20 protein-coding genes are annotated in these 23,229 nt (G+C 64.9%); 16 read left to right on the forward strand and 4 right to left on the reverse strand.

What is annotated here, in order from left to right:
• Window positions 1–166 precede the first annotated feature (166 nt).
• The 9 genes from H0W38_RS00115 to H0W38_RS00155 are packed head-to-tail and all read left to right on the forward strand — an operon-like array spanning window position 167 to window position 9,628.
• Complete coding sequence (locus H0W38_RS00115; protein WP_292450483.1) at window positions 167–865, forward strand: hypothetical protein; 699 nt, start codon at window positions 167–169, stop codon at window positions 863–865.
• The gene (locus tag H0W38_RS00120; RefSeq protein WP_292450484.1) at window positions 862–1,983 is read left to right on the forward strand and encodes a glycosyltransferase family 4 protein; all 1,122 of its coding nucleotides are present in this window, start codon (window positions 862–864) and stop codon (window positions 1,981–1,983) included. Before H0W38_RS00115 ends, H0W38_RS00120 begins: the two co-directional genes overlap by 4 nt.
• Complete coding sequence (locus tag H0W38_RS00125) at window positions 1,980–3,230, forward strand: hypothetical protein (protein WP_292450485.1); 1,251 nt, start codon at window positions 1,980–1,982, stop codon at window positions 3,228–3,230. Before H0W38_RS00120 ends, H0W38_RS00125 begins: the two co-directional genes overlap by 4 nt.
• A gap of 20 nt (window positions 3,231–3,250) precedes the next feature.
• The gene (locus H0W38_RS00130) at window positions 3,251–4,594 is read left to right on the forward strand and encodes a glycosyltransferase family 4 protein (RefSeq protein ID WP_292450486.1); all 1,344 of its coding nucleotides are present in this window, start codon (window positions 3,251–3,253) and stop codon (window positions 4,592–4,594) included.
• A gap of 7 nt (window positions 4,595–4,601) precedes the next feature.
• Complete coding sequence (locus H0W38_RS00135; protein ID WP_292450487.1) at window positions 4,602–4,979, forward strand: hypothetical protein; 378 nt, start codon at window positions 4,602–4,604, stop codon at window positions 4,977–4,979.
• 17 nt (window positions 4,980–4,996) lie between these two features.
• Window positions 4,997–6,412 carry a UbiA family prenyltransferase gene (locus H0W38_RS00140; RefSeq protein WP_292450488.1) on the forward strand — a complete coding sequence of 472 codons (1,416 nt, stop codon included), beginning with the start codon at window positions 4,997–4,999 and terminating at the stop codon, window positions 6,410–6,412.
• Window positions 6,413–6,421: 9 nt separating this feature from the next.
• Window positions 6,422–7,726: a glycosyltransferase family 39 protein gene (locus H0W38_RS00145; RefSeq protein WP_292450489.1), complete on the forward strand. Its 1,305-nt coding sequence runs from the start codon at window positions 6,422–6,424 to the stop codon at window positions 7,724–7,726.
• 22 nt (window positions 7,727–7,748) lie between these two features.
• Window positions 7,749–9,176, forward strand: coding sequence for a GMC family oxidoreductase (locus H0W38_RS00150; RefSeq protein ID WP_292450490.1), 1,428 nt, complete (start codon window positions 7,749–7,751; stop codon window positions 9,174–9,176).
• 8 nt (window positions 9,177–9,184) lie between these two features.
• Window positions 9,185–9,628 carry a hypothetical protein gene (locus H0W38_RS00155; protein ID WP_292450491.1) on the forward strand — a complete coding sequence of 148 codons (444 nt, stop codon included), beginning with the start codon at window positions 9,185–9,187 and terminating at the stop codon, window positions 9,626–9,628.
• Between the two features lie 41 nt (window positions 9,629–9,669).
• Here H0W38_RS00155 and H0W38_RS00160 read toward each other — a convergent pair whose 3' ends face one another.
• Together H0W38_RS00160 and H0W38_RS00165 are read right to left on the reverse strand one after the other, a co-directional pair.
• Entirely contained in the window at window positions 9,670–11,319 is a 1,650-nt protein-coding gene (locus H0W38_RS00160; RefSeq protein WP_292450492.1) for a right-handed parallel beta-helix repeat-containing protein, read from the reverse strand.
• 149 nt (window positions 11,320–11,468) lie between these two features.
• Window positions 11,469–12,149 carry a fibronectin type III domain-containing protein gene (locus tag H0W38_RS00165; RefSeq protein ID WP_292450493.1) on the reverse strand — a complete coding sequence of 227 codons (681 nt, stop codon included), beginning with the start codon at window positions 12,147–12,149 and terminating at the stop codon, window positions 11,469–11,471.
• A gap of 170 nt (window positions 12,150–12,319) precedes the next feature.
• Between H0W38_RS00165 and epsI the strand changes: the two genes are divergently transcribed.
• Window positions 12,320–13,339: an exosortase-associated protein EpsI, B-type gene (gene epsI, locus H0W38_RS00170; protein WP_292450494.1), complete on the forward strand. Its 1,020-nt coding sequence runs from the start codon at window positions 12,320–12,322 to the stop codon at window positions 13,337–13,339.
• Window positions 13,340–13,383: 44 nt separating this feature from the next.
• Here the strand turns inward: epsI and H0W38_RS00175 are convergent, their stop codons facing one another.
• Together H0W38_RS00175 and H0W38_RS00180 are read right to left on the reverse strand one after the other, a co-directional pair.
• Window positions 13,384–14,727, reverse strand: a complete 1,344-nt coding sequence (locus tag H0W38_RS00175; RefSeq protein WP_292450495.1) for a hypothetical protein — start codon at window positions 14,725–14,727, stop codon at window positions 13,384–13,386.
• Window positions 14,728–14,761: 34 nt separating this feature from the next.
• A complete protein-coding gene (locus tag H0W38_RS00180) occupies window positions 14,762–16,153 on the reverse strand; it encodes an undecaprenyl-phosphate glucose phosphotransferase (protein ID WP_292450496.1) in 1,392 nt (463 codons plus the stop codon).
• A 179-nt stretch (window positions 16,154–16,332) separates the two neighbouring features.
• On the opposite strand from H0W38_RS00180, the gene H0W38_RS00185 reads away from it, so the two are divergent.
• From H0W38_RS00185 to aspS, 6 genes are all read left to right on the forward strand, one after another.
• Window positions 16,333–16,893: a hypothetical protein gene (locus H0W38_RS00185; protein WP_292450497.1), complete on the forward strand. Its 561-nt coding sequence runs from the start codon at window positions 16,333–16,335 to the stop codon at window positions 16,891–16,893.
• On the forward strand, window positions 16,890–18,461 hold the full coding sequence (ubiB, locus tag H0W38_RS00190; protein ID WP_292450498.1) for a ubiquinone biosynthesis regulatory protein kinase UbiB: 1,572 nt from the start codon (window positions 16,890–16,892) through the stop codon (window positions 18,459–18,461). Before H0W38_RS00185 ends, ubiB begins: the two co-directional genes overlap by 4 nt.
• A gap of 76 nt (window positions 18,462–18,537) precedes the next feature.
• Window positions 18,538–19,995, forward strand: a complete 1,458-nt coding sequence (locus tag H0W38_RS00195) for a sodium:solute symporter family protein (RefSeq protein WP_292450499.1) — start codon at window positions 18,538–18,540, stop codon at window positions 19,993–19,995.
• Window positions 19,996–20,023: 28 nt separating this feature from the next.
• Complete coding sequence (locus tag H0W38_RS00200) at window positions 20,024–20,398, forward strand: FmdB family zinc ribbon protein (protein WP_292450500.1); 375 nt, start codon at window positions 20,024–20,026, stop codon at window positions 20,396–20,398.
• Between the two features lie 37 nt (window positions 20,399–20,435).
• Window positions 20,436–21,092, forward strand: a complete 657-nt coding sequence (locus tag H0W38_RS00205; protein ID WP_292450501.1) for a DUF502 domain-containing protein — start codon at window positions 20,436–20,438, stop codon at window positions 21,090–21,092.
• 139 nt (window positions 21,093–21,231) lie between these two features.
• Window positions 21,232–23,025, forward strand: coding sequence for an aspartate--tRNA ligase (gene aspS / locus H0W38_RS00210; RefSeq protein ID WP_292450502.1), 1,794 nt, complete (start codon window positions 21,232–21,234; stop codon window positions 23,023–23,025).
• The last annotated feature ends 204 nt before the right edge of the window (window positions 23,026–23,229 follow it).

The raw sequence follows: 23,229 nt of genomic DNA on the forward strand, positions 1-23,229 counted from the left end.
CAAGAATCGTCGACGTTCACCGTTCATGCCGCGACTCGCCATCGTCTCCGTCCACTACTACCCGCAATGCTGCGAAGCGAGTCTGCGGGAGTTGTCGAGAATCGCCGGACGGGCACCGCCTGCGCATTGCATCCTGGTCAACAACAATCCGGCGCTGCAGGACCGCTTGCTCGGGCTCGCAGGGCGTCATGCGTTCATCGATGCGGTGGCGCTGCACGACAACAGCGGGCACGAGTTCGGCGCATATCAGTTCGGCCTGAATCGGGTGCTTTCCAACGGCGAGTTCGATTGGGTGCTTTTTCTCAATGACACAGTCGCGACCCATCAGTTTTTTTGCAGTCGGCATCGCAAGACCTTGGCTTCGTATGTGACTGAGCCGGTCAGCCACCATGCCCCGGCGGCGGTGGGAAGCCTCGAGACCCTGCCTCGTCCGTATTGCATCGCAGGCGCCCGCTCGCATCGCTGGATCACGACCAACATCTTTGCTCTGAACCGACTGGCGCTCGGGGTTCTGAAGGGGCGTGTACATCATCCGCAACTCGATGGCCTGATCCGGGGCGTGGGGGACATCGATGCTTTCTTCTCCGACGATCTGGACGAAGCCCTGAAGAATCACTTGAAGGCCTGGCTCTTCGGTGCGCTGCCCGGTTCCAGGTGGCGCGAAGCCGCGCCGCTGACGGCGAGCAACGCAGGGCACTTCGCCGACAAGGCGCGGTCGATTCTTCAGGAGAAGTACCTGTCGGCATTGCTGGAGGAGGGCCGCACCTGCTTCATGAACTTGCGAAAGATGGACCCCTTCGACCGCGTCAGATGCCGGGCGGAGCAGGTCGTGTTCGACATCCGCAAGAGCTTGGGTCAGGCATGACCGCCCCTCGCATCCTTTTTGTCAGCCCGACCTCGCCGGACGACCGCTCGTACGGCGGTGCCTTGCGCAGCAATGTTTTGCTGCAGGCCTTGCGCAACTGCGGCGACGTCACGACGCTCGTGCTGACCCCCGGCAATGCGAACCGCTTCGTGCCGCATCCAGCCCCCGGTGTGCCGGCCAGCATCACCTTCCGGCATGCCTTCTTTCCCTGGCCGCAGCGCAGCCTGAATGCCGTTCGCAAGATGATCCGCGCAGCCCTGGAAGGCCGGAGCTTCGATTTGGTCGTGGTGCGCTACCTGTTGCTGGGTCTGTACGTGAGGCCCTGCGTGAATGCGCCGTTCATCCTGGACGCTGACGACCTTTCTAAACGCCATGCCAAGGAATCTGCGCCGCCCTTGCGACGCGCCGTGGCCGCTGGCAGGAAGCTGGCGCGCGACACAGTAACGAGGCTGGGCTTGCCGCGCTATTCGCACGTCTGGTTCGTCAACGAAGCCGACATGGCGACGTTTCGGGTCGTCTCGGGTTCGATGCTGCCGAACATCACGCCGGTGGTGAGCGTGCTGCCGTGCGCCGAACCGGGGCAACCGACGGTGCTCTTCGTCGGAAACCTGGAGTACGGCCCCAATGTGCAGGCGGTCGAGTACTTCGTCGCGCATTGCTGGCCGGACATCTACCGCTCCATGCCGTCCGCCCGGTTACAGATCGTCGGCAAGCGGTCTGGCGAGAACGGCAAGCGTTGGAGTGCCGTGGCGGGCGTCGACTCGCCCGGCTTCGTCGACGATCTCGTGGCTGAGTACGCCTGCGCGTCGCTGGTGATCGCGCCGGTGTTCAGCGGCGGCGGCACGCAGATCAAGGTGCTCGAAGCTTTAGCTCATGCGTGCGCGGTAGTGGTGTCGGATTTCGTGTGTTCCGGCTTCAAGCCCAAGCTGGAAGAAAACGTCCACTTCCTGGTTGCCAGAACACCGGCCGAGTGGGCGGCGTCGTGCATCGGCCTGATGCAAGACAAAGCGCGTGCCCGAACCCTGGGGGAAGCGGGCCGCGAGGCGGTCCGCCATCACTATTCGCCCGACAGCGTTGCCCGTTCGGTCGAAACCACCGTGGCGGCCTTGCTTAAATGAAGGTACTCGTCTTCGAGCAGTGGCATGGCGGCCACTACGACAACTATCTCGAGTGCTTGTTGCCGCGCCTTGCCGGGCTTGTGGACGAGGTCGTCGTCGCCGTGACGCCCCGATTCATGGCCTCACCCCAATCGCCTGGCAAGCGCGCCGGCCTCGCAGCTTTGGGCAACGTCGCGTTCACCGTCTCGGTTCCTGAGCTTTCGCCCCGGCTGCGGCCGGCCGACCGATACCGTGCGGCGAAAAACTTGGCCGACGCCATCCGGACGGTGAGGCCGGACTACACACTGCTGCCCTCGGCCGACGCTCAGAGCTGGGCCATCGCCGGGTCCCAGTTTCTGGGCCTCGACCTGTTGAAGGGTGCAGGCCCCGTCGAGGCCACCTTCCACACCGGCTACGGGCCTTCGTTGGTCACGGGCAAGCAGCGCTTCAAGGAACTGGTCTATGGCCGGATCTACGGCCACCTGCGGCTCGCACGCATGAACTTCGTCAACTTCAACTATTACGAGCACCTGAAGCGCAAACGGCACGAAGGCAAGACCGAGGTCAGGCTGGTCGGCGACCCGGTGCCCTCGCTCGAGCCCATCGGGCGCGAGGCGGCTTGCCGGCTGCTCGGCATCGACCCGGGCGGTCGTTACGTCGGCTTGCTCGGCTCGCTCGACCGCCGAAAAGCCATTCCGGAACTGCTCGCCGCTTTTCGCGACGCCAGGCTGGCCGCCACCGACCGGCTGCTGCTCGGCGGCCGGTTGGCGCCGGAGTTCGCCGCCCTCATCCGCGATCGGTATGCGGATTTGCTGGCGAGCGGGCGGCTGGTTGTGATGAACCGTTTTCTGTCGGTCGAGGAGCTCGGGCATGGGTTCGAAGCGCTCGATCTGGTCACTCCCGTCTACTACGACTTCCCGGGCCTGGCCTCGCTCGCGTTGAAGGCCGTGGCGGCCGGCCGACCCGTCGTCGTCAACGACCTGGGCTGGTCGCGCAGTCTGGTGCTGAGATTCGAAGTAGGCCAGCGGGTGAACATTGCCGACAGCGGCGCGTTTGCGCGAGCGCTCGAGAGCGGGCTCGAGGCGGCTGAGGATTACCGAAACAGCGAAGCGGTTTCCCGGTTGCTGCAGTTCCATTCGGTTGAGAACTTCACCGACAACATGCTCGAAGGCGTCACCCTTCATTGCGGCGGCAAACTGCCGCCCAAGCGCTGCGATTGGTCCTGGGTTCTGGAGGCCTTGCCCCCCGAACGCCGCCACCTGCAGTAGAGCGCCGGAGCTTCGAGCACATGAGCGAGCAAAGTGAATCACCAGCGCAGGAGCGGTCCGCGTTGCGCCTGCTGATCGTGGCGGAGCATGCTTCAGCCCAGTTCGGTGGCGAGGCGGCGCTGGCGCTGCATTACTTCCGCGTCTTTCGTCAGCGCGGCATGGCCGTCTGGCTGGTGACCCACGCCCGACGGCGGGAAGAACTGACCGGGCTTTTTCCGGGCGAGCAGCGCATCCACTACATCGAAGATACGCCGCTGCACCGCTTGATGCACCGCCTGGGCAGCAAGCTGCCGACGCGCATCGCCTTTTTCACCCTCGGGTTTGTTTCGCGTCTTTCCACGCAAGTGGCGCAGCGCAAGGTGGTCCGGCGTCTGGTCTCGGCCGAAGGCATCGACGTCGTGCACCAGCCCATGCCGGTGTCGCCGCGCGAGCCCTCGATGATGTTCGGCTTCGGCGTGCCGGTGCTCATCGGCCCGATGAACGGCGGCATGGACTATCCCCCGGCGTTTCGCCGCCACCGCGGCGCGGTCGAACGTGCAATGTTTGGCGTGGGCACGCTCGCCTCGGGCGTGCTGAACCGGCTCATGCCCGGCAAGCGCCAGGCCGCACTCTTGCTGGTCGCCAATGAGCGCACGCGGCGTGCTCTGCCTGCGGGGATCAATACGCGGGTGCATGAGGTGGTTGAGAACGGCGTGGATTTGGCGCTGTGGCAGCCGGTCACGGCGAAGCGCCCCGAGCCCGCGGAAGTGACCACCTTCGTCTTCATGGGCCGGCTCGTGGCATTGAAGGCGGTTGACATTCTGCTGCGCGCGTTCAAGGCGGCGTCGGCCCGGGTGCGCATACGCCTTGTCGTCATCGGCGATGGCGTCGAGCGGCAGCGTCTGCAAGCGCTGGCCTCGAGCCTGGGCTTTGGCGACGGCAAGCAGGACGGCGAAGGGCAGGTGTGCTTCACGGGTTGGCTCTCCCAGCGAGCCTGCGCCGAGAGCCTCGTGCGAGCGGATTGCCTGGTGCTGCCCAGCATTCATGAGTGCGGTGGCGCCGTGGTGCTGGAGGCCATGTCGATGAGCAAGCCGGTCATTGCCACCGCCTGGGGCGGGCCGCTCGATTACCTCGATCACAGCTGCGGCGTGCTTGTACAGCCGGCAAACGCAGAGGGGCTGGCCGAAGGTTTTGCTGAGGCGATGGTGCAGCTCGCCAGTTCGCCCGCGGAGCGGGGACGCATGGGTCGGGCCGGGCGGGCTAAAGTGCTGCGCGATTACGACTGGGAGGTCAAAGCCGACCGGATGTTGGAGTTGTACGACGCGGCTCGCCATGCGCGCACCCTTGAGCCATCGATCGATCCGAAGCGTCCCCACCCGACCTGAGCACGTCATGCAAGCAAGCACCTTCTTCCTGATCATCGGCAGTGTCGCCATGTCGGCCTTCGCGCAAATCCTGCTCAAGACGGGCATGAGCAATGCCCAGATCGGCGCCACGCTGGCTTCGCGGCGCTGGGGCGAACTGGCGTTGCAAGTCGGTACCAACCAGTGGGTGGTGCTGGGCTTGCTGCTCTATTTCCTGAGCGCCGTCGTGTGGCTCGGCGTGCTGGCCCGAGTGGAGGTGAGCTTCGCCTACCCGTTCGTCGGCATCGGTTTCGTCTTCACCATGCTGCTCGGCTGGCTGGTGATGGGCGACGCCCTCAACGTGCAGCGCGTGGCAGGCACGCTGTTGATCGCCGGCGGCGTGGTGATGATCGCGCGGGGCGGCTGATGACGGCCGAATCGCGCTTGCCTCTTTGCATCGACTGCGACGGCACGCTCATCCGCACCGACCTGCTGCATGAGTCGGCGCTGTTGCTGCTCAAACGTTCCTGGTTGTCCGTTTTGCTGCTGCCCTTGTGGCTGCTCAAGGGGAAGGCCTTTCTCAAGCAGCGCATTGCCGAGCGCGTGGAACTCGACGCGGCGACGCTGCCCTACAACGAGGATGTCGTGGCACTCACGCGCCAAGCGCGCAGCGAAGGCCGCACCACCGTGCTGGCGACCGCCTCGCCGCGCTGCCAGGCCGAGGCCGTGGCGCGGCACCTCGACGTCTTCGACCAGGTTGTGGCCACCGAAGGCGAGGTGAACCTGTCGGGCCGGCGCAAGGCCGCCCGGCTCGAGCAGATGTTCGGGCGAGGCGGCTTCGTCTACGCCGGCAATGGTCCGACCGATCTCCCCGTTTGGGCGGCCAGCGGCGGCGCCATCGTGGTCAGTTCATCGCGCGCCCTGCAGCGCGCCGCCGCGCTGGCGGCCACCGTGGTGCAGACGATCTCGCTGCCCCGGCCTTCGCTGAAAATCATTGCCAAGGCGGTGCGACTGCATCAGTGGGCGAAGAACTTGCTGGTTTTCATCCCGCTGCTGGCCGCCCACCAGACGTCCGACGGCGCGGCCGTCATGGCGGCGCTGCTGGCCTTTCTGGCCTTCGGGCTGTGTGCCTCGGCCGTCTATGTGATCAACGACCTGCTCGATCTGCCGGCGGACCGGGTCCATTCGCGCAAGCGCAATCGGCCCTTCGCTTGCGGCGCAATGTCCATTGCACAGGGGGTGGGCATGGTGCCGCTGCTGTTGGCCGGCGCGGTGACGATCTGCACGCAGTTGCCGCTTGCTTTCGCCGGCACCCTGCTGGCGTACTTTGCAATCACCTGCCTCTACTCTGTTTGGCTCAAGAACCAGGTGGTCGTGGACGTGATGCTGCTGGCCTCGCTCTACACCTCGCGCATCATCGCCGGCGCGGCGGCGACGGCCATCGTGCCCTCGTTCTGGCTGCTCGCGTTTTCGATGTTCATGTTCTTGAGCCTGGCCATCGTCAAACGGTATTCGGAAATGCTGGTGGTACGCGAGCAGCACAAGGACAAGGCCGCCGGGCGAGGCTATCTGGTGAGCGACATGCCGGTACTGCTGAGCCAGGGCACGGCGGCCGGCTACATCGCCATTCTGGTCATGGCGCTGTACGTCAACAGTGCCGATGTCGGCGGGCTCTATCCCAACCGCTGGGCCTTGTGGATGGTGTTGCCGCCGCTGCTCTACTGGATCACGCGTGTGTGGATGAAATCGCACCGCGGCGAGATGCACGACGATCCGGTGGTGTTCGCCGCGACCGACAAACAAAGCTGGCTGCTGGCGGCGTGGATCGCCGCGGCGCTTTGGTTGGCGACGGTGCATTGAGGAATGGGCATGACGACACAAGCGCAGCGATCGACGTTCGGCGGTAACGAGATTTCGCTTCGCCAGTTGGCGTGGGTGCTCGCCGCGGCCCTCGCTCTGCGCATCGGCTGGGCGGTGCTGGTGCCGGTGGTGCCCTTGTCGGACAGCGTGGCCTACGAGACCTTCGCCCGCAATCTGGTCCTGCACGGCGTTTACGGCTGGACGCCCCACGAGCCCTTTGCTTTCTGGCCGCCGGGAACGTCTTTCCTTTACGCCGCCGTCTACAAGCTGTTCGGCTTCGGGCACTTCAACATCGTGCTGCTGAACCTGCTGATCTCAGCCGCACTGATCGTCACCTCGGCGCGGGTTGCCGCGCGGTTCTTCGGCGCGCAGGTGGCGCTGTTCACCGCAGCGGTGCTTGCCGTGTGGCCCACGCTCGTGTTGTTCACGACCGTGCTGGCCAGCGAGCTGCCCTTCCTGCTGTTCACCATGCTGGCGCTCGACGTCTGGACTGCACCGCGCGGCTCCGTCCTGTTTCGCGGCCTGCTCGCCGGCGTGCTGCTGGGCGCTGCAGCCCTGGTGCGGCCGCTCGCGCTGGCCCTGCCGGTCGTGTACGGTGCGGCGGTGCTGTTCAGCTCGGCGGTCCCGCGCCAAGTGCTGCGTTCGCAAATGCAAGTGACCGTGCTGGCCCTGGCCGCCATGGCCTGCGTGGTGTCGCCTTGGACTTGGCGCAACTACCAGCTCTATGGCGCGCCGGTGCTCATCTCGACCAACGGCGGCATCACGCTGTGGATGGGCAATTCACCGGGAACGCGAGGCGACTACATGCCCATTCCGGAACGCCTCAACCACCTCAACGACCACGAGCAATCGGTCGTGCTGGGCGACGAAGCCAAGCGCTACATCCTGGACGACCCGGCCGGATTTGCGGTGCGCACACTGCGCAAGCTGATTTTCCTGTACGGCAACGAATCGATCGGTGTGATCTGGAACGCAGGCGGTATCAGCGAGTCCTTTGGTGAGCCTGCCGTGCTCTGGTTGAAGCGCTTCACGCAGTTGAGCTGGGTGCTGATTTTCCTGACCGCGGCGTGGGGCGCCTGGGTGCTGCTGCGACGCCTGGGCTGGCGCCGATTTATCCTGTCGCCGCCCGTTGTCACCATCGCCTTCTACAGTGCGGTGCACAGCATCGTGGTGTCGCAAGACCGCTATCACCTCGCCTTCGCGGCGCAGTTCGCCATGCTGACGGCAGCCGGGGTCGCTCACCTGAGCCGGCCTGAGAGCCGCGTGCGGCGAGCGATCGGCCGCGGCCGCAGTGCTGCCGCCACATCGGCGTGAGCCTCGAAGGAATTGAACCGGCATGAGCCAGAAAAGTTTTTCGCTCGCAGTGGTCGGCACGGGTTTCGCGTCGACCTTCTTCCTGCTCGAGTATCTGAAGTACGCACGGAAGGACGAGCGCATCCTGGTCCTGGAACGCGGCCGCCGCGTCGATCCGGCGCTGCGCTTGCAGCGCCGTGGCATTTTCGGCGGCCCCGGATTCAACGACCTGATCATCAACCGCACACCGCAAAAGGGGTGGGTGCAAAACATCGCTTTCGGCGGCGGTTCGTGCTGGACCGGCAACACGCCGCGCATGCACCCCAACGATTTCCACACACACAGCCTTTATGGCGTGGGGACCGACTGGCCGCTCACCTACGAAGACATCGAGCCCTACTACGTTCGCGTCGAGCACGCGATGGGGATCGCCGGCGCGTCGGAGGGCCCGTTCCCGCGGTCCGAGCCTTATCGATATCCGGCGCATCGTTTCAACGCCTTCGACGAGGTGCTTGCCGCCAAGTACCCGGGCCAGCACATTCATTTTCCGAGTGCGCGCTCGAGCAGCGTCGAGACGGGCCGCCCCGTCTGCTGTGCTTCGGGCGTGTGCTCGGTGTGCCCCATCAGCTCCAAGTTCCAGATCGACCTGCACATGGCGCAGCTCTACGACGACCCTCGCATCACGCTGCTGCTGGAGGCGGAAGTCGAGCGGGTGGACATCGAGGCGGGACAAGTCACCGGCGTGCAGTACCGTCGCGATGGCCGGGAGCAGCACGCCGCCGCCGATCTGGTGGCGGTGGGTGCACACGCCATCATGACGCCGTTCATCTTGCTGCGATCCGGCCTGAGCGACCCGGCGCTGGGGCGCTACCTCAACGAACAGATCTCGCGCGACGTGCAGATCGATCTGGTGGGCGTCGACAACTACGGCGGCGGCCAGGCCGTCACGGGGCTCGGAGCGATGTTCCTCGACGGTGCGTTTCGCAGGGACCGGCCCGCGTGTTTGGTTGAGAACTGGAACGTGCCCTGGCTGCGGGCCGAGCACGGCCGTTGGCGACAGCGGGCGCTGCTCAAGTTCGTTTTTGAAGACCTGCCCAGCGCCGACAACCATGTGGCGCTGGCGCCGGAGGATGGGTCGAAGCCGGCAATTCACTATCCGCGGGCGTCGAGCTACATGCAGGCAGGCTTCGATTCGCTCGAGGGCCGGGTGACGGAGCTGCTCAGCGGCCTGCCGGTGGAGTCATTCCACATCCTGCCCAAGCAAGGCATCGGTGGCTCGGCGCATATTCAGGGCACCACCCGCATGGGCACCGACCCGCAAACGAGCGTGGTCGATGCCGATCTGCGCCATCACGCCTTGCGCAATCTGCTGGTGCTGGGCGGCGGGAGTTTTCCGACTTGTCCCGCGGCCAACCCGACCTTGACGCTCTCCGCGCTGTCGATGCGTGCGGCCGAGCGCCTCTTCGTCTGAGGTTCGCCATGACGATTGCACGGCGCAAGTTCCTGGGTTTGGGCGTGAGTCTGGCGGCAGGCGCCACCGCGCTGTACACGGCCTACAAATGGCGCTGGGGAGAGCCGACGGAGGTGATCGTCGCGATCCTTCATCGCCGCGTCGGTGACCTGCGTGTCGATGCGGCAAGCTTCGACCGCTTTGCTACTGAGTACGTCGACTACCGGAAGGATTACCGGCGCCAGCTCTCCGTCCTGTCCATCGTTTCCCTGCCCTTCCAGTACGTCACCCCGTACGGCTGGATCGAACAGGGCGGCGCACTGCGCCGGCTCGAGGACAACGTGGTCTCGCTCTATCTGTTGTCGACGGACTTTTTCCTGGGCGGTGCTGACGAAAGCCGGCCGGTAAGCTATCTGTCGTTCTACGATCCGTACGCGTCGGTATGCCGCAATCCGTTCATGGGGCCTGCGTAGCAAGCGCTTCCTCGAAATCCTAGGGCGCCGGCTGGGCGAGCCTATTGGACGACGATCCCGGTGGGCGCCGCCGGTACAGGAGGGGGCGTGTTGCCGTTCTCGAACGCGCCGATATCAGGCAGGGCATCGCGCGGTTTACCCAAAATATCGGTAGAGGCGCTTAGCGCTCGGCTACCCGCGTTGATAGCAGGCGAACCGAGACGTACCGTCATGCTCCATTGATTTGCTGCGCCGGGTGCGGCCACAAGCAAGGGATCGGTATTTCGGCTACCGCTATCCCAGCCTCCGGCTTGCGCCGCGGTAAGTGTTGAATGCTGATCGCTCCACTTGCCTGCGCCGCCAGTGCGAAAACAGATGTTGTCGCCGAACGCAGCAAATGACGACAAGGTCCGATCGCCGGTTTTGAAGCACTTCGCCTCCGAATGCGAGCGGGGGCCGAGATAAATCATGTTCGAAACGACCTTGTCATTCGAAGACGCGGCCGAGTTGACTCGAATCGCTGCACTGTTTCCCGAGGGGCTGTTCACGTACACGGAGTTGTTGCGTACGGTGATTGCGTAGTCCTTCGCGCCTGGAGAAGTGAAGCTGCCGTCCGGTACCGCGATGCCGGTGAAGTCAGAGTCCACGAAACCCACGACGGTGTTGTTCTCTATCACGCAGTTAGGACAGGCGTTGACGCCAATGCCGATCGCACCGGCCGCGCCGCCCAGCACAACTGTGTTGCCGCGAATGACCGTGCCATCGAAACCCATGTACTTGGTGCTGCTCTGATACCCATTGATCTGAATGCCGTAGCAACCCCAGTTGGCGGTCAACTCAATGATGGTGTTGTTTTCGATCAGGGTGTTTACCAAGTGATCGTGACCGACCAGCGAGACTCCCGTACAACGGCCGTTGACCATTGCGCTGTTGGTCAGCGTGTTGCCGCGTAGAACCATGTTCTCGGCGTAATCGCTCAGATAAATGTTGTGGTAACGGGAGCCACCCTTGAAGCCGTTGTTGTCAAACACGTTATTTTCGAGCACGGTTTTATAGCCGCCGCCAAGAAAACCCTGCGCGAAATTGTTGATGATGCGTGAATTCCGGATCGTGATATTTTCGATCCGCGTCGGTGGATTGTGCTTTTGTTGAGCCACATAGACGCCAATTCCAAAATCTCGGATGGTGACGTTTTCGAGCAGGACGTCGGACACGTTCTGATAGAAAAAGAAGCCGCTACCGTAGTAGTTGGGCGCACCCGTGCCGGTGATGTCCAGGTTACGGAACTTGAAACCGCTGCCGGCGCGGGTCATGTTGAACCCCGCTGAATTAAGAGCGTTCACATTGGTCGAAGGAGTGAACCTGATGATGGGCAGTGTTTCGCCGCCCCAGGAGGGCCTGTAGTCGGTGAGCACCAAAGATTGAGTGGAGCTCTTGAGTTGCCCAAGGTAGAGCATCCCGTTGAACTCGAGTGCACTGCCTCGCGCGAATGCCAGTACATACTCGCCGTCAGCCCGGTTCTTCACGGTGAAACCCGCCAAGGTGCGTCGCGGCTTGGCGGGATCGTCACCGACGTTGGTGTCGTTGCCAGGCACGCATGCGGCGCTGGCGCCTGATGCGCAGTCGCTGAAGTAAAAGACGGTAGCGTTTGCGGCCATGCCGCTTGAGGCCAAAGCTAGCGCGACGCCAAGACGGTTAAGAAAAAGTTTCATTGGTCTTTCCAGGTTGCCGTGTCACCGAAGACGCGGTTTCAAGCAGATCGCCTCGATCTGATGCCGCGCGCATTCACGCGATGCTGCCGTGAAACGGTCTCATGAATTCGGATTGCGCTGACGTGTTGGTCTCTGGAAGCAGCGGACACTTACTCAATCGACTTGCGGACCTCGGCCGACGCTAGGCTCTCGATATTGGCGGAGTTGTACGCGGCAACGACCAGATAATAAGTGCTTGCGGGCAACCCCTTCAGCACGTGGTTCAACTTGTGAGGATCGTCGATCTCAACAGTGTTTGAGTAGCTGCCGCTACTCGTGCCATACCGAACCCGGTAGCCCGCCAGATCGGTCAGCGGTGACCCGTCTGCATTGGTCTGGGGTGCGATCCACGCCAGCGTGATGTTGCCGCTCTGCGTCGTGGGCCGTGTGTGCGGCGCTGTCGGCGCTTCGACGTCGCCAGTCTGCGCCACTGAGACGCTGCAGGTCTTCACCTTCCCAGGTACTGGGTCGCCGAAAACGCTGTTTGTGCAACGAACCTTGCCGTTGTAGGTTGCGTACTTGTACAAACCACCGCTGCCATAGCGGACTTTGCGCGTGCCGCTGAAGCTGCACATGCCCTGCTCACTGGAACAGAAGCTCCACGCAGCTGCCATTGCGTCAGAAGAGTCTTCCCTGGCCAGGCTGGCTTCGGCAGGCCCGTCGCTGTCGTTTAGGGCGGTCGTCGCCTTGGCGTCACCACCATTGCTCCCGCCGCAGGCGGAAAGCATGAGGACGCAAGCGGTCAGAAGCGATGCAAGGATTGAAGTTCGATCGTGGCGTAGCTCAGTCATGACTTTCCTCGGGCGCAGAGTCCTCCTAATAACGGCGGCTTCCGAGGCGGGCTTAAACGCTCTTGCGTTACAAAACGCAGTGACTGCGTAATGATGGGCGTGTCGGTGCGGCCTAGCACCGTGCCGACGAAGGGCGAGCGGACAGCAGCGAACGCTGGCCGCTTCGCCCGGTGGCTGATGAAATTCACGAGGAGCCTCCGCAAAGCCGCTTCGAATCTGTGTCGAAACTGGTGCGGAGGATGGTGACTGCACCCGGCTCTCCGTACGGTAAGCACCTGTTGGATGTGCGACTGCGCGCAAGCATCAGCCGGGCAAGGCTCGGATCGACACTACTGCGGCATGGCGGCGTTTGCGTGACCGATTTCATGTGCACCTCGGTCAGGTGCCCCGATTCACCAATGCTTCGCCGCCGCCACCTCGGAACGTTATGTTGCAATCCTCGTCATATCATCCGCCACGCAAGATTCGAAACCTGGATATGGAAGGCTGATTCGATGATGTTTGCTCCGACCCGCCGCGCCCTTTTGATGTCGACACTGATGTGTACGGCCGCTGCAGGCGCCTATGCGCTGCGCCCAAGCAAGAACCGGACGTCTTCCGCCGTCGAACCGACCGTTGACCTCGAACTGCTGGTTCCGAAGCAATTCGGGGATTGGCGTGAAGAGGCGCAGCAAGTCGCCCAGGTGGTCAACCCGCAGACGCAGGAACTGCTGGACAAGCTGTACAACCAGATCCTGTCGCGCAACTACGTCAGCAAGGGCGGCGAGCGCATCATGTTGTCGCTGGCCTACGGCGGCGACCAGCGCGGCTCGCTGGAGGCCCACAAGCCCGAGGTCTGCTATCCGGCGCAAGGCTTCCAAGTGCTCGCGCAGTCCGACGGCACGCTCGGCACCGCCTACGGGAGCATTCCGGTTCGGCGCCTCAACACCAGCATGGGTCGCCGGGTCGAGCCGCTGACGTACTGGTTCACCGTGGGCGAAAGCACTGTGCAGAGCCGTTGGGAGAAGCGACTGGTCGAAATCAGGCTTACCCTGACGGGGCAGATTCCCGACGGCTTGCTGTTCCGGGTCTCGTCGATCGACCCCGACCCTGCTCACGCCTGGAAGGTGCAGGAGCAGTTCGTCAATGCACTGCTGAGCGCCGTCGAGGCCAAGGACCGGGCCCGGCTCGCCGGCTTGTCCGTCGCCTGAGGACCGAGCTGGTCAATGCCCGCTTCTGGGGCCGCGACCGGCCCTTACTGCAACCGCAGCGCCGCCGAGCAGTAAGCGGTGGTGGCGTCGTAGCCGAACGAGCCGGTGCTCGTGGAGATTTCGGTGTCCCGGCTGTAGTACGCCAGGCCGCAACCGAGGCTCCATGCGCGGCTGATTGCATAGCTGGCCGCCAAGCGCAGGGATTTGGTGTTGCCGGTGCTGTCGCTGTCGTCGTCCGCGCCTTCGACGAAGCGGGTGTCGTAGCGATCGCGTGAATAACCGACGCTGGCATTCACGACGATCTTCGCCGTCGCCTCCCAGTTGGCGCTGACGTTTAGGGAATCGCTGCGCCGGGCGTCGGTCAGGTAGGAGACTGTGCCTGTCTGCGTCGGTGCCGGTGCCAGAGGATCGCTCGGTGCGAGGAACTCGTCGGGGAGAAAGCGGCTGCCGGTGCCCGTTCCCGTGTTGCGCGACAGGCTCGTCGTGACGGTGGTCTTGCCGGTGGCCGCATATACCCAGTTGAGCGCGCCGGTGATCCCGTTGAAGTCGCGCGCCGTCACCAGATCGTGTTCTTCGTCGGTATGGCTGATCCGCGCACTCAGGACGCTGCGGCCGGTCGCTTGGTATTGAGCGGTCAGGTCGATGTCGCGGCGATCGTAGTCGTCGGGAACGGTTTCTCCCGTGTTGAGGTCGACCGTGTCGGGATACTCGCCTTCGGTGAAGCGGGCGGTCAGGCCGAACGACCATGGCCCGCCCGGGCGAAAGCGCAGGCCGCCGCCCACCGTGGAACTCTTGCGATCACGGCTGGAAAAGCCGCCATCGGAGTAACTGATGTCGGTGTGGTTGGCGAGCGCCTCGAGACCGACGACGCCGCGGCCGTACTGCGCGCTGAGATCGAGCACGTTCGCCTGCTCGCGGTTCTTGCCTGTCCGGTCGGCCGAGAAACTGCCGTAGTCGGCAAAACTGGCCTGGTTCTGCGAGGCGCGCACGCGCGCAGTGCCGTTCAGGCGCGAGCCGGCTTCCCAGGCCAGGCCGAGCATCAGGTTGTAGCCAAGGCCGTTGAGCTGGTCGTTGTCCTGGTAGACATTGCCGCTCACGCCGGCGTTGCCGAAGACGCGCTGGCGCCCGATCTGCTGGTCGAAGCCACCGGTCAGCGCCGTGCTCGAAATGACGTCGCTGTCCTCGTCGCGCTGCGCTCGGAACAAATTGGAGTCGTAGCTCAGCGTCTGCGATACCTGAACGTAGTACGGCCTCAGCGGCGAATCCAGGCCTTCCGGAAGCACCAACTGCGCGCTCACCGGGCCGGCGATCAGCAGCGAAGCCATAGCGCCGGCCAGGGATGCCAAAGGTAGTTTGCGAAAGCTCGTGCGGCGGGGCGTGCGGTTCATCGGGTCTCCTAGATTGGTTCGGCGTTGTTCTTCTTCAATAGGCGTGGCTGTCGAACAGCAGCAGCCGCACGGTGCGCGCAATGATCTGCAGATCGAGCCCCAGCGACCAGTTGCGCAGGTATTCCAGATCGAACTCCACGCGCGCACGCATCTTCTCGATCGTATCGGTTTCCCCGCGCAGGCCGTTGACCTGCGCCCATCCGGTGATGCCCGGCTTGACCTTGTGGCGAACCATGTAGGCCTTGATGAGCTCGCGGTAAAGCTCGTTGTGCGCAACCGCGTGAGGCCGCGGCCCGACGATGCTCATGTGGCCTTGCAGCACATTGAAGAACTGCGGCAGCTCGTCGAGAGAGGTGCGCCGCAGGAAAGCGCCGAAGCGCGTGACGCGCGGGTCATGGCGCGTGGCCTGCGGCACCGTGTCGCCGTCGTCCTGGGCGGTCATCGAGCGGAATTTATAGACCGTGATCTCCTCGCCGTCCAAGCCGTTGCGGCGCTGCTTGAAGATCACCGGGCCGGGCGAGCTGAGCTTCACGCCGATGGCAATGAGCACCAGCAGCGGCGAGATGAGCACCAGGATCAAGACGGACAGCGCGACGTCCGACAGGCGCTTGACCATGTCGTTGGTGCCGGTGAAGGGCGTCTCGCAGATGCCCACGACCGGCACGCCGTTCATGTCCTGCAGGCGGCCCTGGATGATGCTGATGCCGAACACGTCCGGCACGAAGAACAGCGACGCCGTGGTGCCTTGCACCGACTCGAGCAGGCGCACGATGCGCGGCTGCGAGCCGAGCGGCAGGGTGATGTAGACCTCGCGGATGCCGTGCGCCACCACGTAGGGTGCCACGTCGGCCAGCGTGCCCAGCCGCCGGCTCGCGGTTTCAACGTCGACGCGCTCGTCGGTGCGGTCGTCGAAGTAGCCGATCACGTCGATCAGCGCGTCGTCGCGGCTGGCCAGGGCCCGCGCCACCTTGACGCCCAGCGGTCCCGCCCCGACGATGATGGCGGCACGGCGGTTGTGCGGAAGCCGCGCGCTGTGCCGGATGGCGAGCCGCCCGATCGTCACCGCGATCCAGAGCAACACCGGCGTCGCCACCGTCCAGACCAGGAGCACTTCGTTCTCGAAGTAATTCAGACTGCGCGTCGCATAGCCGCACAAGGCGAGCACCAGCAGCAGGCTGATCCACGATTGCAGGATGTCGACCGCAGCGGCCAGGCCGCTGTCGCGGAAGCGGTTGCGGCCGGGAAACGTCAGCGCGAAGACCAGCAGGCAGACCGTCAGCGTCGAGCGCAGCACCGGCTCGTCGTAGGCGAGGGTCACGCCCAGGAAGCAAGCGACGGTGATCGAGGGCTCGAGCAGCGCGGCCACGAACGACGTGACGGATTGCGGGGCGCTGTAGAACGTCCTCTTGTTGCGGTCTTCGAACATGCAGGTGGTCGGTGGCGGTTCGTCTCGGTCGGCACGGCCGCAGACGCACACGGGCCGGCCTTGACCGAAAGGGATTGTCGCTAAAAAGCGGGGGCGGTCCTCCCCGTGCACAGGGGTGCGGGTTGCGCGCCACAGTTACGGTGTGTTGCCGCACGCACCCGGCCCCTACAATCTTTTTCGTGCCGATATCACTACCGTTCTCGCTCATGCCGCCCGTGCTGGACCGCGCGCTGTTGTGGCTCAACCATGTGTTGGCCGCGGAGCCGGCGGCGACCGCACGTCTGGCTGCGCATGCCGGGCGCAAGGTCACCGTGCAGTGGCAGGGGCCCGCAGGTCCGTGGCCCTTGCCCTTGCCCCCCGATGTGGTGCTGCGCATCACGCCCGCCGGCTTGTGCGAAAGCGTCGAGGGCGAGCCCGACACGGCTCTCCCGTCGGCGACAGGCCTGCGCGTCACGGTCGTCTTGCCGGCGCCGCACCAGTTGCCGGGCCTGTGGCTCACCGGCAAGCGGCCGCCGGTAAATGTGGAGGGCGATGCGCAGTTCGCCGCCGATGTGGCCTGGCTCGCGGAGAACCTGCGCTGGGATGTCGAGCACGATCTTTCGCGCTTCGTCGGCGACGCGGCGGCTCACGAGCTGATGCGCTTCGGCGCGGCACTGCGTGACGGGTTGCGCGGCGCCGCGCGCGGTGCGGGCGACCTCTGGAGTCAGCGCCCTGGCGCCCGTGCAGCGACCTCGCGATGAGGCACTTGCTGCGCCTGGGCTTCATCACGCTCACGGTTCTGCGTTTCGGGCTCGACGAGCTCGCGCTGTCAAGCTTCAAGCACCGTTGGTTGCGCGCGCTGGCGCGCATCGTGGCCACCGGCCGCCGGCTCGATGCGCCACGCGGGCAACGCCTGCGCCATGCGCTCGAGCGGCTCGGGCCGATCTTCGTGAAGTTCGGGCAGGTGCTGTCGACGCGGCGCGATCTGCTCCCTGAAGACATTGCCGACGAGTTGACCAAGCTGCAGGACGCGGTGCCGCCGTTTCCCGCCGAGCAGGCCGCCGCGTTGGTCGAGGCCGCGTTCCGCCGGCCGCTGACCGACATCTTCGCCAGTTTCGACCGCGAGCCCGTCGCCAGCGCCTCGATCGCGCAGGTGCATTTCGCGGTGCTGCGCGACGGGCGAGAGGTGGCGGTGAAGGTGCTGCGCCCCGGCATGCTGTCGGTGATCGACGACGATCTGTCCTTGCTGCGCACCCTGGCCGGCTGGGTCGAGCGCAATTCGTCCGACGGCAAGCGGCTCAAGCCGCGCGAGGTGGTGGCCGAGTTCAGCAACTACCTGCACGACGAGCTCGACCTGGTGCGCGAGGCGGCCAACGGCGCGCAACTGCGCCGCAACATGGAGCCGCTGGGCCTGCTGATGATCCCGGAGATGGTGTGGGATCTGTGCACCTCCACCGTGATCGTGATGGAGCGGATGACGGGCGTGCCGATCGGCCAGACCGCGCGTCTGCGCGCCGCCGGCGTCGATTTCAAGAAGCTGGCGCGCGACGGCGTCACCATCTTCTTCACCCAGGTGTTTCGCGACGGCTTTTTCCATGCCGACATGCACCCCGGCAACATCCAGGTCAGCCTCGCGCCGCAGACCTTCGGGCGCTACATCGCGCTCGATTTCGGGATCATCGGCACGCTGACCGAAAGCGACAAGGACTACCTGGCGCAGAACTTCATCGCCTTCTTCCGACGCGACTACAAGCGCGTGGCCGAGTTGCACCTCGAGTCGGGCTGGGTGCCACCCGGCACGCGGATCGGTGACCTCGAAGGCGCGGTGCGCGCCTGCTGCGAGCCCTATTTCGACCGGCCCCTGAGCGAGATTTCGCTCGGCCAGGTGCTGCTGCGGCTGTTCCAGACCTCGCGCCGCTTCAACGTCGAGATCCAGCCGCAGCTCGTGCTGCTGCAAAAGACGCTGCTCAACATCGAAGGCCTGGGCCGCCAGCTCGACCCCGAGCTCGACCTGTGGAGCACGGCCAAGCCTTTCCTGGAGCGCTGGATGGCCGAGCAGATCGGCTGGCGCGGCTTGCTGGAGCGCTTCAAGGACGAGGCGCCGCGCTACGCCAAGCTCACGCCCGAGCTGCCGCGGCTACTGCACGATGCGTTGGCCTCGCACATCAAGCTGGGCAACCAGAACGAACTGGTTGGTCTGCTCAAGACCCTGCTGAAGGAGCAGCACCGCACGCATCGCCTGATGCGCGCAATCCTTTACGGCAGTGTCGCCTTGCTGCTCGGCGCGCTCGCCGTGCAGTTCATGCCGCCGGGGACGTTCTTCCGCTGAAGCTTGCAGGGCACCGCCTTACACTGCCGCCGCACCGAAACGGCCGACGGCTGGCGTCGGCTTCCGGAGAACCCAAGTGCTGATTGCCTTCGTCGTTGTCTACATGCTGGTCACGATCGGCATCGGCCTTTTCGCCGCACGCAAGGTGCACAGCCCGAAGGACTATCTCGTTGCCGGGCGCAGCCTGCCGCTGTACATGAACGTGGCGACCGTGTTCGCCACCTGGTTCGGGGCCGAGACGGTGTTGTCGGTATCGGCCACTTTCGCCCAGGACGGCCTGGCCGGCATTCCGGGCGATCCCTTCGGCGCCTCGTTTTGCCTGGTGCTGGCCGCGCTGCTGTTCGCGCGGCTGTTCTACCGCATGAACCTGCTGACCATCGGCGATTTCTACAAGCAGCGCTACGGCAAGTCGGTCGAGGTGCTCACCAGTTTGGCCATCACGCTGTCCTACCTGGGCTGGACCTCGGCGCAGATGACCGCGCTCGGCCTGGTCATGCACGTGCTGTCCGGCGGCGCGCTCGACCTCGATACGGCCATTGTTTGCGGCGCGGCGGTCGTGCTGATTTACACCGTGTTCGGCGGCATGTGGTCGGTTGCCTTCACCGATTTGTTCCAGACCGTCATCATCGTGATCGGCCTAAGCCTGGTGGCGGCGCTGGTCGGCGACTTGGCCGGCGGCCCGGCCAAGGTGATCGCTCAGGCCGCCGCCGAGGGCAAGTTCGACTTCTTTCCCGCCGCCGGCGACAGCGCAGGCTGGTGGGCCATGGCCGGCGCCTTCTTCGCTTTCGCCTTCGGCTCGATTCCCCAGCAGGACGTGTTCCAGCGCATGACCAGCGCCAAGGACGAGAAGACCGCCGTGCGCGGCACCCTGATCGGTGCGCTGATCTATTTCTGCTTTGCCTTCGTGCCGATCTTCATCGCGTATTCGGCACTGGTCACCGACCCGTCGCTGGGCGGGCTGTTCGCCGACGAGGACGGGCGCGTGATCCAGCGCATCCTGCCGGACCTGGTGCTGAGTCGGATGCCGCTGTGGGCTCAGGTGATGTTCTTCGGCGCACTGCTCTCGGCCATCTTGTCCACCGCCAGCGGCGCGCTGCTCGCCCCCACCGCGACCTTCACCGGCAACGTGCTGCGGCCTTTCTTGCCCGGCATGACCGAGCGGCGGTTCCTGCTCGTCCTGCGTGTCGTGCTGGTCACCTTCACGGCCTGCGCCTTGCTGTTCGCGCTCAACAGCACCAGCACCATGTACGAGATGGTGCAAAACGCCTACAACGTCACGCTGGCCGGCGCTTTCGTGCCTTTGCTTGCGGGCGCCTACTGGAAGCGCGCGACGACGCAGGGCGCCTTGCTGTCCATCGTGTTCGGCATCGGCAGCTGGCTGGTCTGCGACCACCTCTTCGCCGATGCGCTGGTGCCGCCGAACCTCATCGGCCTGGCGTTCTCGACCGTGTTCATGCTGGTCGGCTCGCTGGCCCCGCAGCTTGTGGCGGATCACCGGCACGATCCCCTGCCGTTACGAGGGCGGCCTATATAATTTCTGGTTTATTTTCAAGGGCCTGGCCATGCCGATCTACGCTTACCGGTGCGACGCCTGCGGCCACGCAAAAGACGTTCTGCAGAAGGTGTCCGATCCGCTGCTGAGCACCTGCCCGGCCTGCGGTGCCGAAGCCTTCAAGAAGCAGCTCACGGCTGCGGGGTTCCAGCTCAAGGGCTCCGGCTGGTATGCGACCGACTTCCGCAACGGCACTCAGCCCAAGCCGGCGGCGGACGCCGAAGCGGCCAAAACCGACGCTGCAACCCCCGCAGCGGATGCCCCTGCCGCGCCGGCCAAGGCGCCTGCGGCCGAGGGCGCCGCCTCCGCTCCGCCGAAGCCGTCGGCGCCGCCGGCTTCCACGGCGGGCGGCAGCGATAGCGGCAGCTCCTCTGCGGCCCGCTAGCGCGACCACGCAACCGCGCTGCGGCTGAAGGAAACGCGTGAAGAGATACCTGATCGCCGGCCTGCTGGTCTGGCTGCCGCTGGCCATCACCATCTGGGTGCTGCACTCGGTGCTGGGCCTGCTCGACGGCCTGTTCGCCTGGCTGCTGAGCGGCTCGCAGGCGCTGCTGCCCAATGCGGCGCACACGCCGATCGAAATGCTCAAGCAGGTGCCCGGCCTGGGGGTGATCGTGATGGTGGCGGGGCTCATCGCCACCGGCATCTTCGCCACCAACATGGTCGGCCAGTGGTGGCTGACGCGCGGCAGCCGCTTGCTGGGCCGCATTCCGATCGTCAAATCGATTTACAGCTCGGTCAAGCAGGTTTCGGACACGCTGTTCTCGAGCAGCGGCAACGCCTTTCGCGAGGCGGTGCTGGTGCAGTACCCGCGTCAGGGCTCGTGGACCATCGCCTTCGTCACCGGCAAGCCGGGCGGCGAAGCCGGCGAGCATTTGCGCGGCGACTACCTGAGCCTGTACGTGCCGACCACGCCGAACCCGACCTCGGGCTTTTTCCTGATGGTGCCGCGCTCCGACGTGATCGAGCTGGCGATGAGCGTCGATGAGGCGCTCAAGTACATCATCTCCATGGGCGTGGTGGCGCCGCCGCCTGCGCTCGCCACGACTGCGGCGATGCCCCGCAACCAGACCGGCTGAGCGCGCAAAAGGCCGGCCGCAGTTGCGGACGGCCGGCCCGCGCGAAGGCTTTCGTGCTTGCAAGCCCAGAGGCCGGGTCTGCCGGCATCGCACGGCCTCTTCGACCGCAGCACTGCAAACGAATTTCGAAAGCGACCCCATGAGAACCACCTACTGCGGCCTCGTCAGCGAAGCGCTTCTGAGCCAGACCGTCACGCTCATGGGCTGGGCCCACCGCCGCCGCGACCATGGCGGCGTCATCTTCATCGATCTGCGCGACCGCGAAGGCCTGGTGCAGATCGTCTGCGACCCCGATCGCGCCGAGATGTTCGCCGCCGCCGAGGACGTGCGCAACGAGTTTTGCCTCGAGATCACCGGCCTCGTGCGCGCGCGCCCCGCCGGCACCGAGAACGCCAACCTCACCAGCGGCAAGATCGAGGTGCTGTGCCATGCGCTCGAAGTGCTCAACCCCAGCGTCACGCCGCCGTTCCAGATCGACGACGACAACTTGTCGGAGACCACGCGCCTGACGCACCGCGTGCTCGACCTGCGCCGCCCGGCAATGCAGAAAAACCTGATGCTGCGCTACCGCGTAGCGATGGAAACGCGCAAGTTCCTCGACGCCAACGGCTTCATCGACATCGAAACGCCCATGCTCACCAAGAGCACGCCCGAAGGCGCGCGCGATTACCTGGTGCCCAGCCGCGTGAACGAGGGCATGTTCTTCGCGCTGCCGCAGTCGCCGCAGCTCTTCAAGCAGTTGCTCATGGTCGCGGGCTTCGATCGTTACTACCAGATCACCAAGTGCTTCCGCGACGAAGACCTGCGCGCCGACCGTCAGCCCGAGTTCACGCAGATCGACATCGAGACTTCCTTTCTCACCGAGGAAGAGATTCGCGAGATGTTCGAAGGAATGATCCGCACGGTGTTTCGCCTCACCATCGACGTGGAGCTGCCCACCTTCCCGGTCATGAAGTACTCCGAGGCCATGCACCGCTACGGCTCCGACAAGCCCGACCTTCGGGTCAAGCTCGAGTTCACCGAGCTGACCGACGTGATGAAGGATGTCGATTTCAAGGTCTTCAGTGCACCCGCGCAGGCCAAGGGCGGCCGGGTTGCTGCGCTGTGCATTTCCGGCGGCGGCGAGATGAGCCGCGGCGAGATCGACGGCTACACCGAGTTCGTCAAGATCTACGGCGCCAAGGGGCTGGCGTGGATCAAGGTGAACGACACGGGCAAGGGCCGGGAAGGCCTGCAGAGCCCCATCGTCAAGAACCTGCACGACGCGGCCATCGCCGAGATCGTTGCGCGCACGGGCGCGGCGAGCGGCGACCTGATCTTCTTCGGCGCGGACAAGGCCAAGGTCGTCAACGACGCGCTCGGTGCGCTGCGCGTGAAGATCGGCCACAGCGATTTCGGCAAGGCCCGGGGCCTGTTCGAGGACAAGTGGGCGCCGCTGTGGGTGGTCGACTTCCCCATGTTCGAGAACGACGAGGAGAACGGCCGCTGGGCCGCCGTGCACCACCCCTTCACGGCACCCAAGGACGGGCACGAAGACCTGATGGACACGGACCCCGCTGCGTGCATCGCCAAGGCCTACGACATGGTGCTCAACGGCTGGGAACTCGGCGGCGGTTCGGTGCGCATCCACCGTGCCGAGGTGCAGAGCAAGGTGTTCGCGGCGCTCAAGATCGGCCCCGAGGAAGCGCAGGAAAAGTTCGGTTTCCTGCTCGATGCGCTGCAGTACGGCGCCCCGCCGCACGGCGGCCTGGCCTTCGGCCTGGACCGTATCGTCACCATGATGGCGGGGGCCGAAAGCATCCGCGACGTGATCGCCTTCCCGAAGACGCAGCGCGCGCAGGATCTCCTCACGCATGCGCCCAGCGCCGTGGACGAGAAGCAGTTGAAAGAGCTGCACATCCGGCTGCGCAACCCGAAGGTCGCGCAAAGCTGAGCCTCGGCAGGTTTCCGCGTCGCGATAAGACGGTGCTGGTGTTGCCCCCTCTTCCTGGGAGAGGGCGGGAGTGAGGACCGGCCGGCACTCCGCCGATGCGATCAATGGCTAAAATGGCCAACGCCCGTTTGCCTTCTTTTCGCCATGAACGTCACCGCCACCGAAGCCAAGAACCGTCTCGGCCAAGTGCTCGAGCAGGCCCAG

It is taken from the genome of Methylibium sp. (assembly GCF_013817365.1).
GTDB lineage: Bacteria > Pseudomonadota > Gammaproteobacteria > Burkholderiales > Burkholderiaceae_C > Methylibium.

What these genes read in the sequence shown, in the direction of transcription:
- H0W38_RS00120 (WP_292450484.1), top strand. Translation starts at nt 862, where the DNA reads ATGACCGCCCCTCGCATCCTTTTTGTCAGCCCGACCTCGCCGGACGAC.
- H0W38_RS00125 (WP_292450485.1), top strand. Translation starts at nt 1,980, where the DNA reads ATGAAGGTACTCGTCTTCGAGCAGTGGCATGGCGGCCACTACGACAAC.
- H0W38_RS00130 (WP_292450486.1), top strand. Translation starts at nt 3,251, where the DNA reads ATGAGCGAGCAAAGTGAATCACCAGCGCAGGAGCGGTCCGCGTTGCGC.
- H0W38_RS00135 (WP_292450487.1), top strand. Translation starts at nt 4,602, where the DNA reads ATGCAAGCAAGCACCTTCTTCCTGATCATCGGCAGTGTCGCCATGTCG.
- H0W38_RS00145 (WP_292450489.1), top strand. Translation starts at nt 6,422, where the DNA reads ATGACGACACAAGCGCAGCGATCGACGTTCGGCGGTAACGAGATTTCG.
- H0W38_RS00150 (WP_292450490.1), top strand. Translation starts at nt 7,749, where the DNA reads ATGAGCCAGAAAAGTTTTTCGCTCGCAGTGGTCGGCACGGGTTTCGCG.
- H0W38_RS00155 (WP_292450491.1), top strand. Translation starts at nt 9,185, where the DNA reads ATGACGATTGCACGGCGCAAGTTCCTGGGTTTGGGCGTGAGTCTGGCG.
- H0W38_RS00160 (WP_292450492.1), bottom strand. Translation starts at nt 11,319, where the DNA reads ATGAAACTTTTTCTTAACCGTCTTGGCGTCGCGCTAGCTTTGGCCTCA.
- H0W38_RS00165 (WP_292450493.1), bottom strand. Translation starts at nt 12,149, where the DNA reads ATGACTGAGCTACGCCACGATCGAACTTCAATCCTTGCATCGCTTCTG.
- H0W38_RS00175 (WP_292450495.1), bottom strand. Translation starts at nt 14,727, where the DNA reads ATGAACCGCACGCCCCGCCGCACGAGCTTTCGCAAACTACCTTTGGCA.
- H0W38_RS00180 (WP_292450496.1), bottom strand. Translation starts at nt 16,153, where the DNA reads ATGTTCGAAGACCGCAACAAGAGGACGTTCTACAGCGCCCCGCAATCC.
- ubiB (WP_292450498.1), top strand. Translation starts at nt 16,890, where the DNA reads ATGAGGCACTTGCTGCGCCTGGGCTTCATCACGCTCACGGTTCTGCGT.
- H0W38_RS00200 (WP_292450500.1), top strand. Translation starts at nt 20,024, where the DNA reads ATGCCGATCTACGCTTACCGGTGCGACGCCTGCGGCCACGCAAAAGAC.
- aspS (WP_292450502.1), top strand. Translation starts at nt 21,232, where the DNA reads ATGAGAACCACCTACTGCGGCCTCGTCAGCGAAGCGCTTCTGAGCCAG.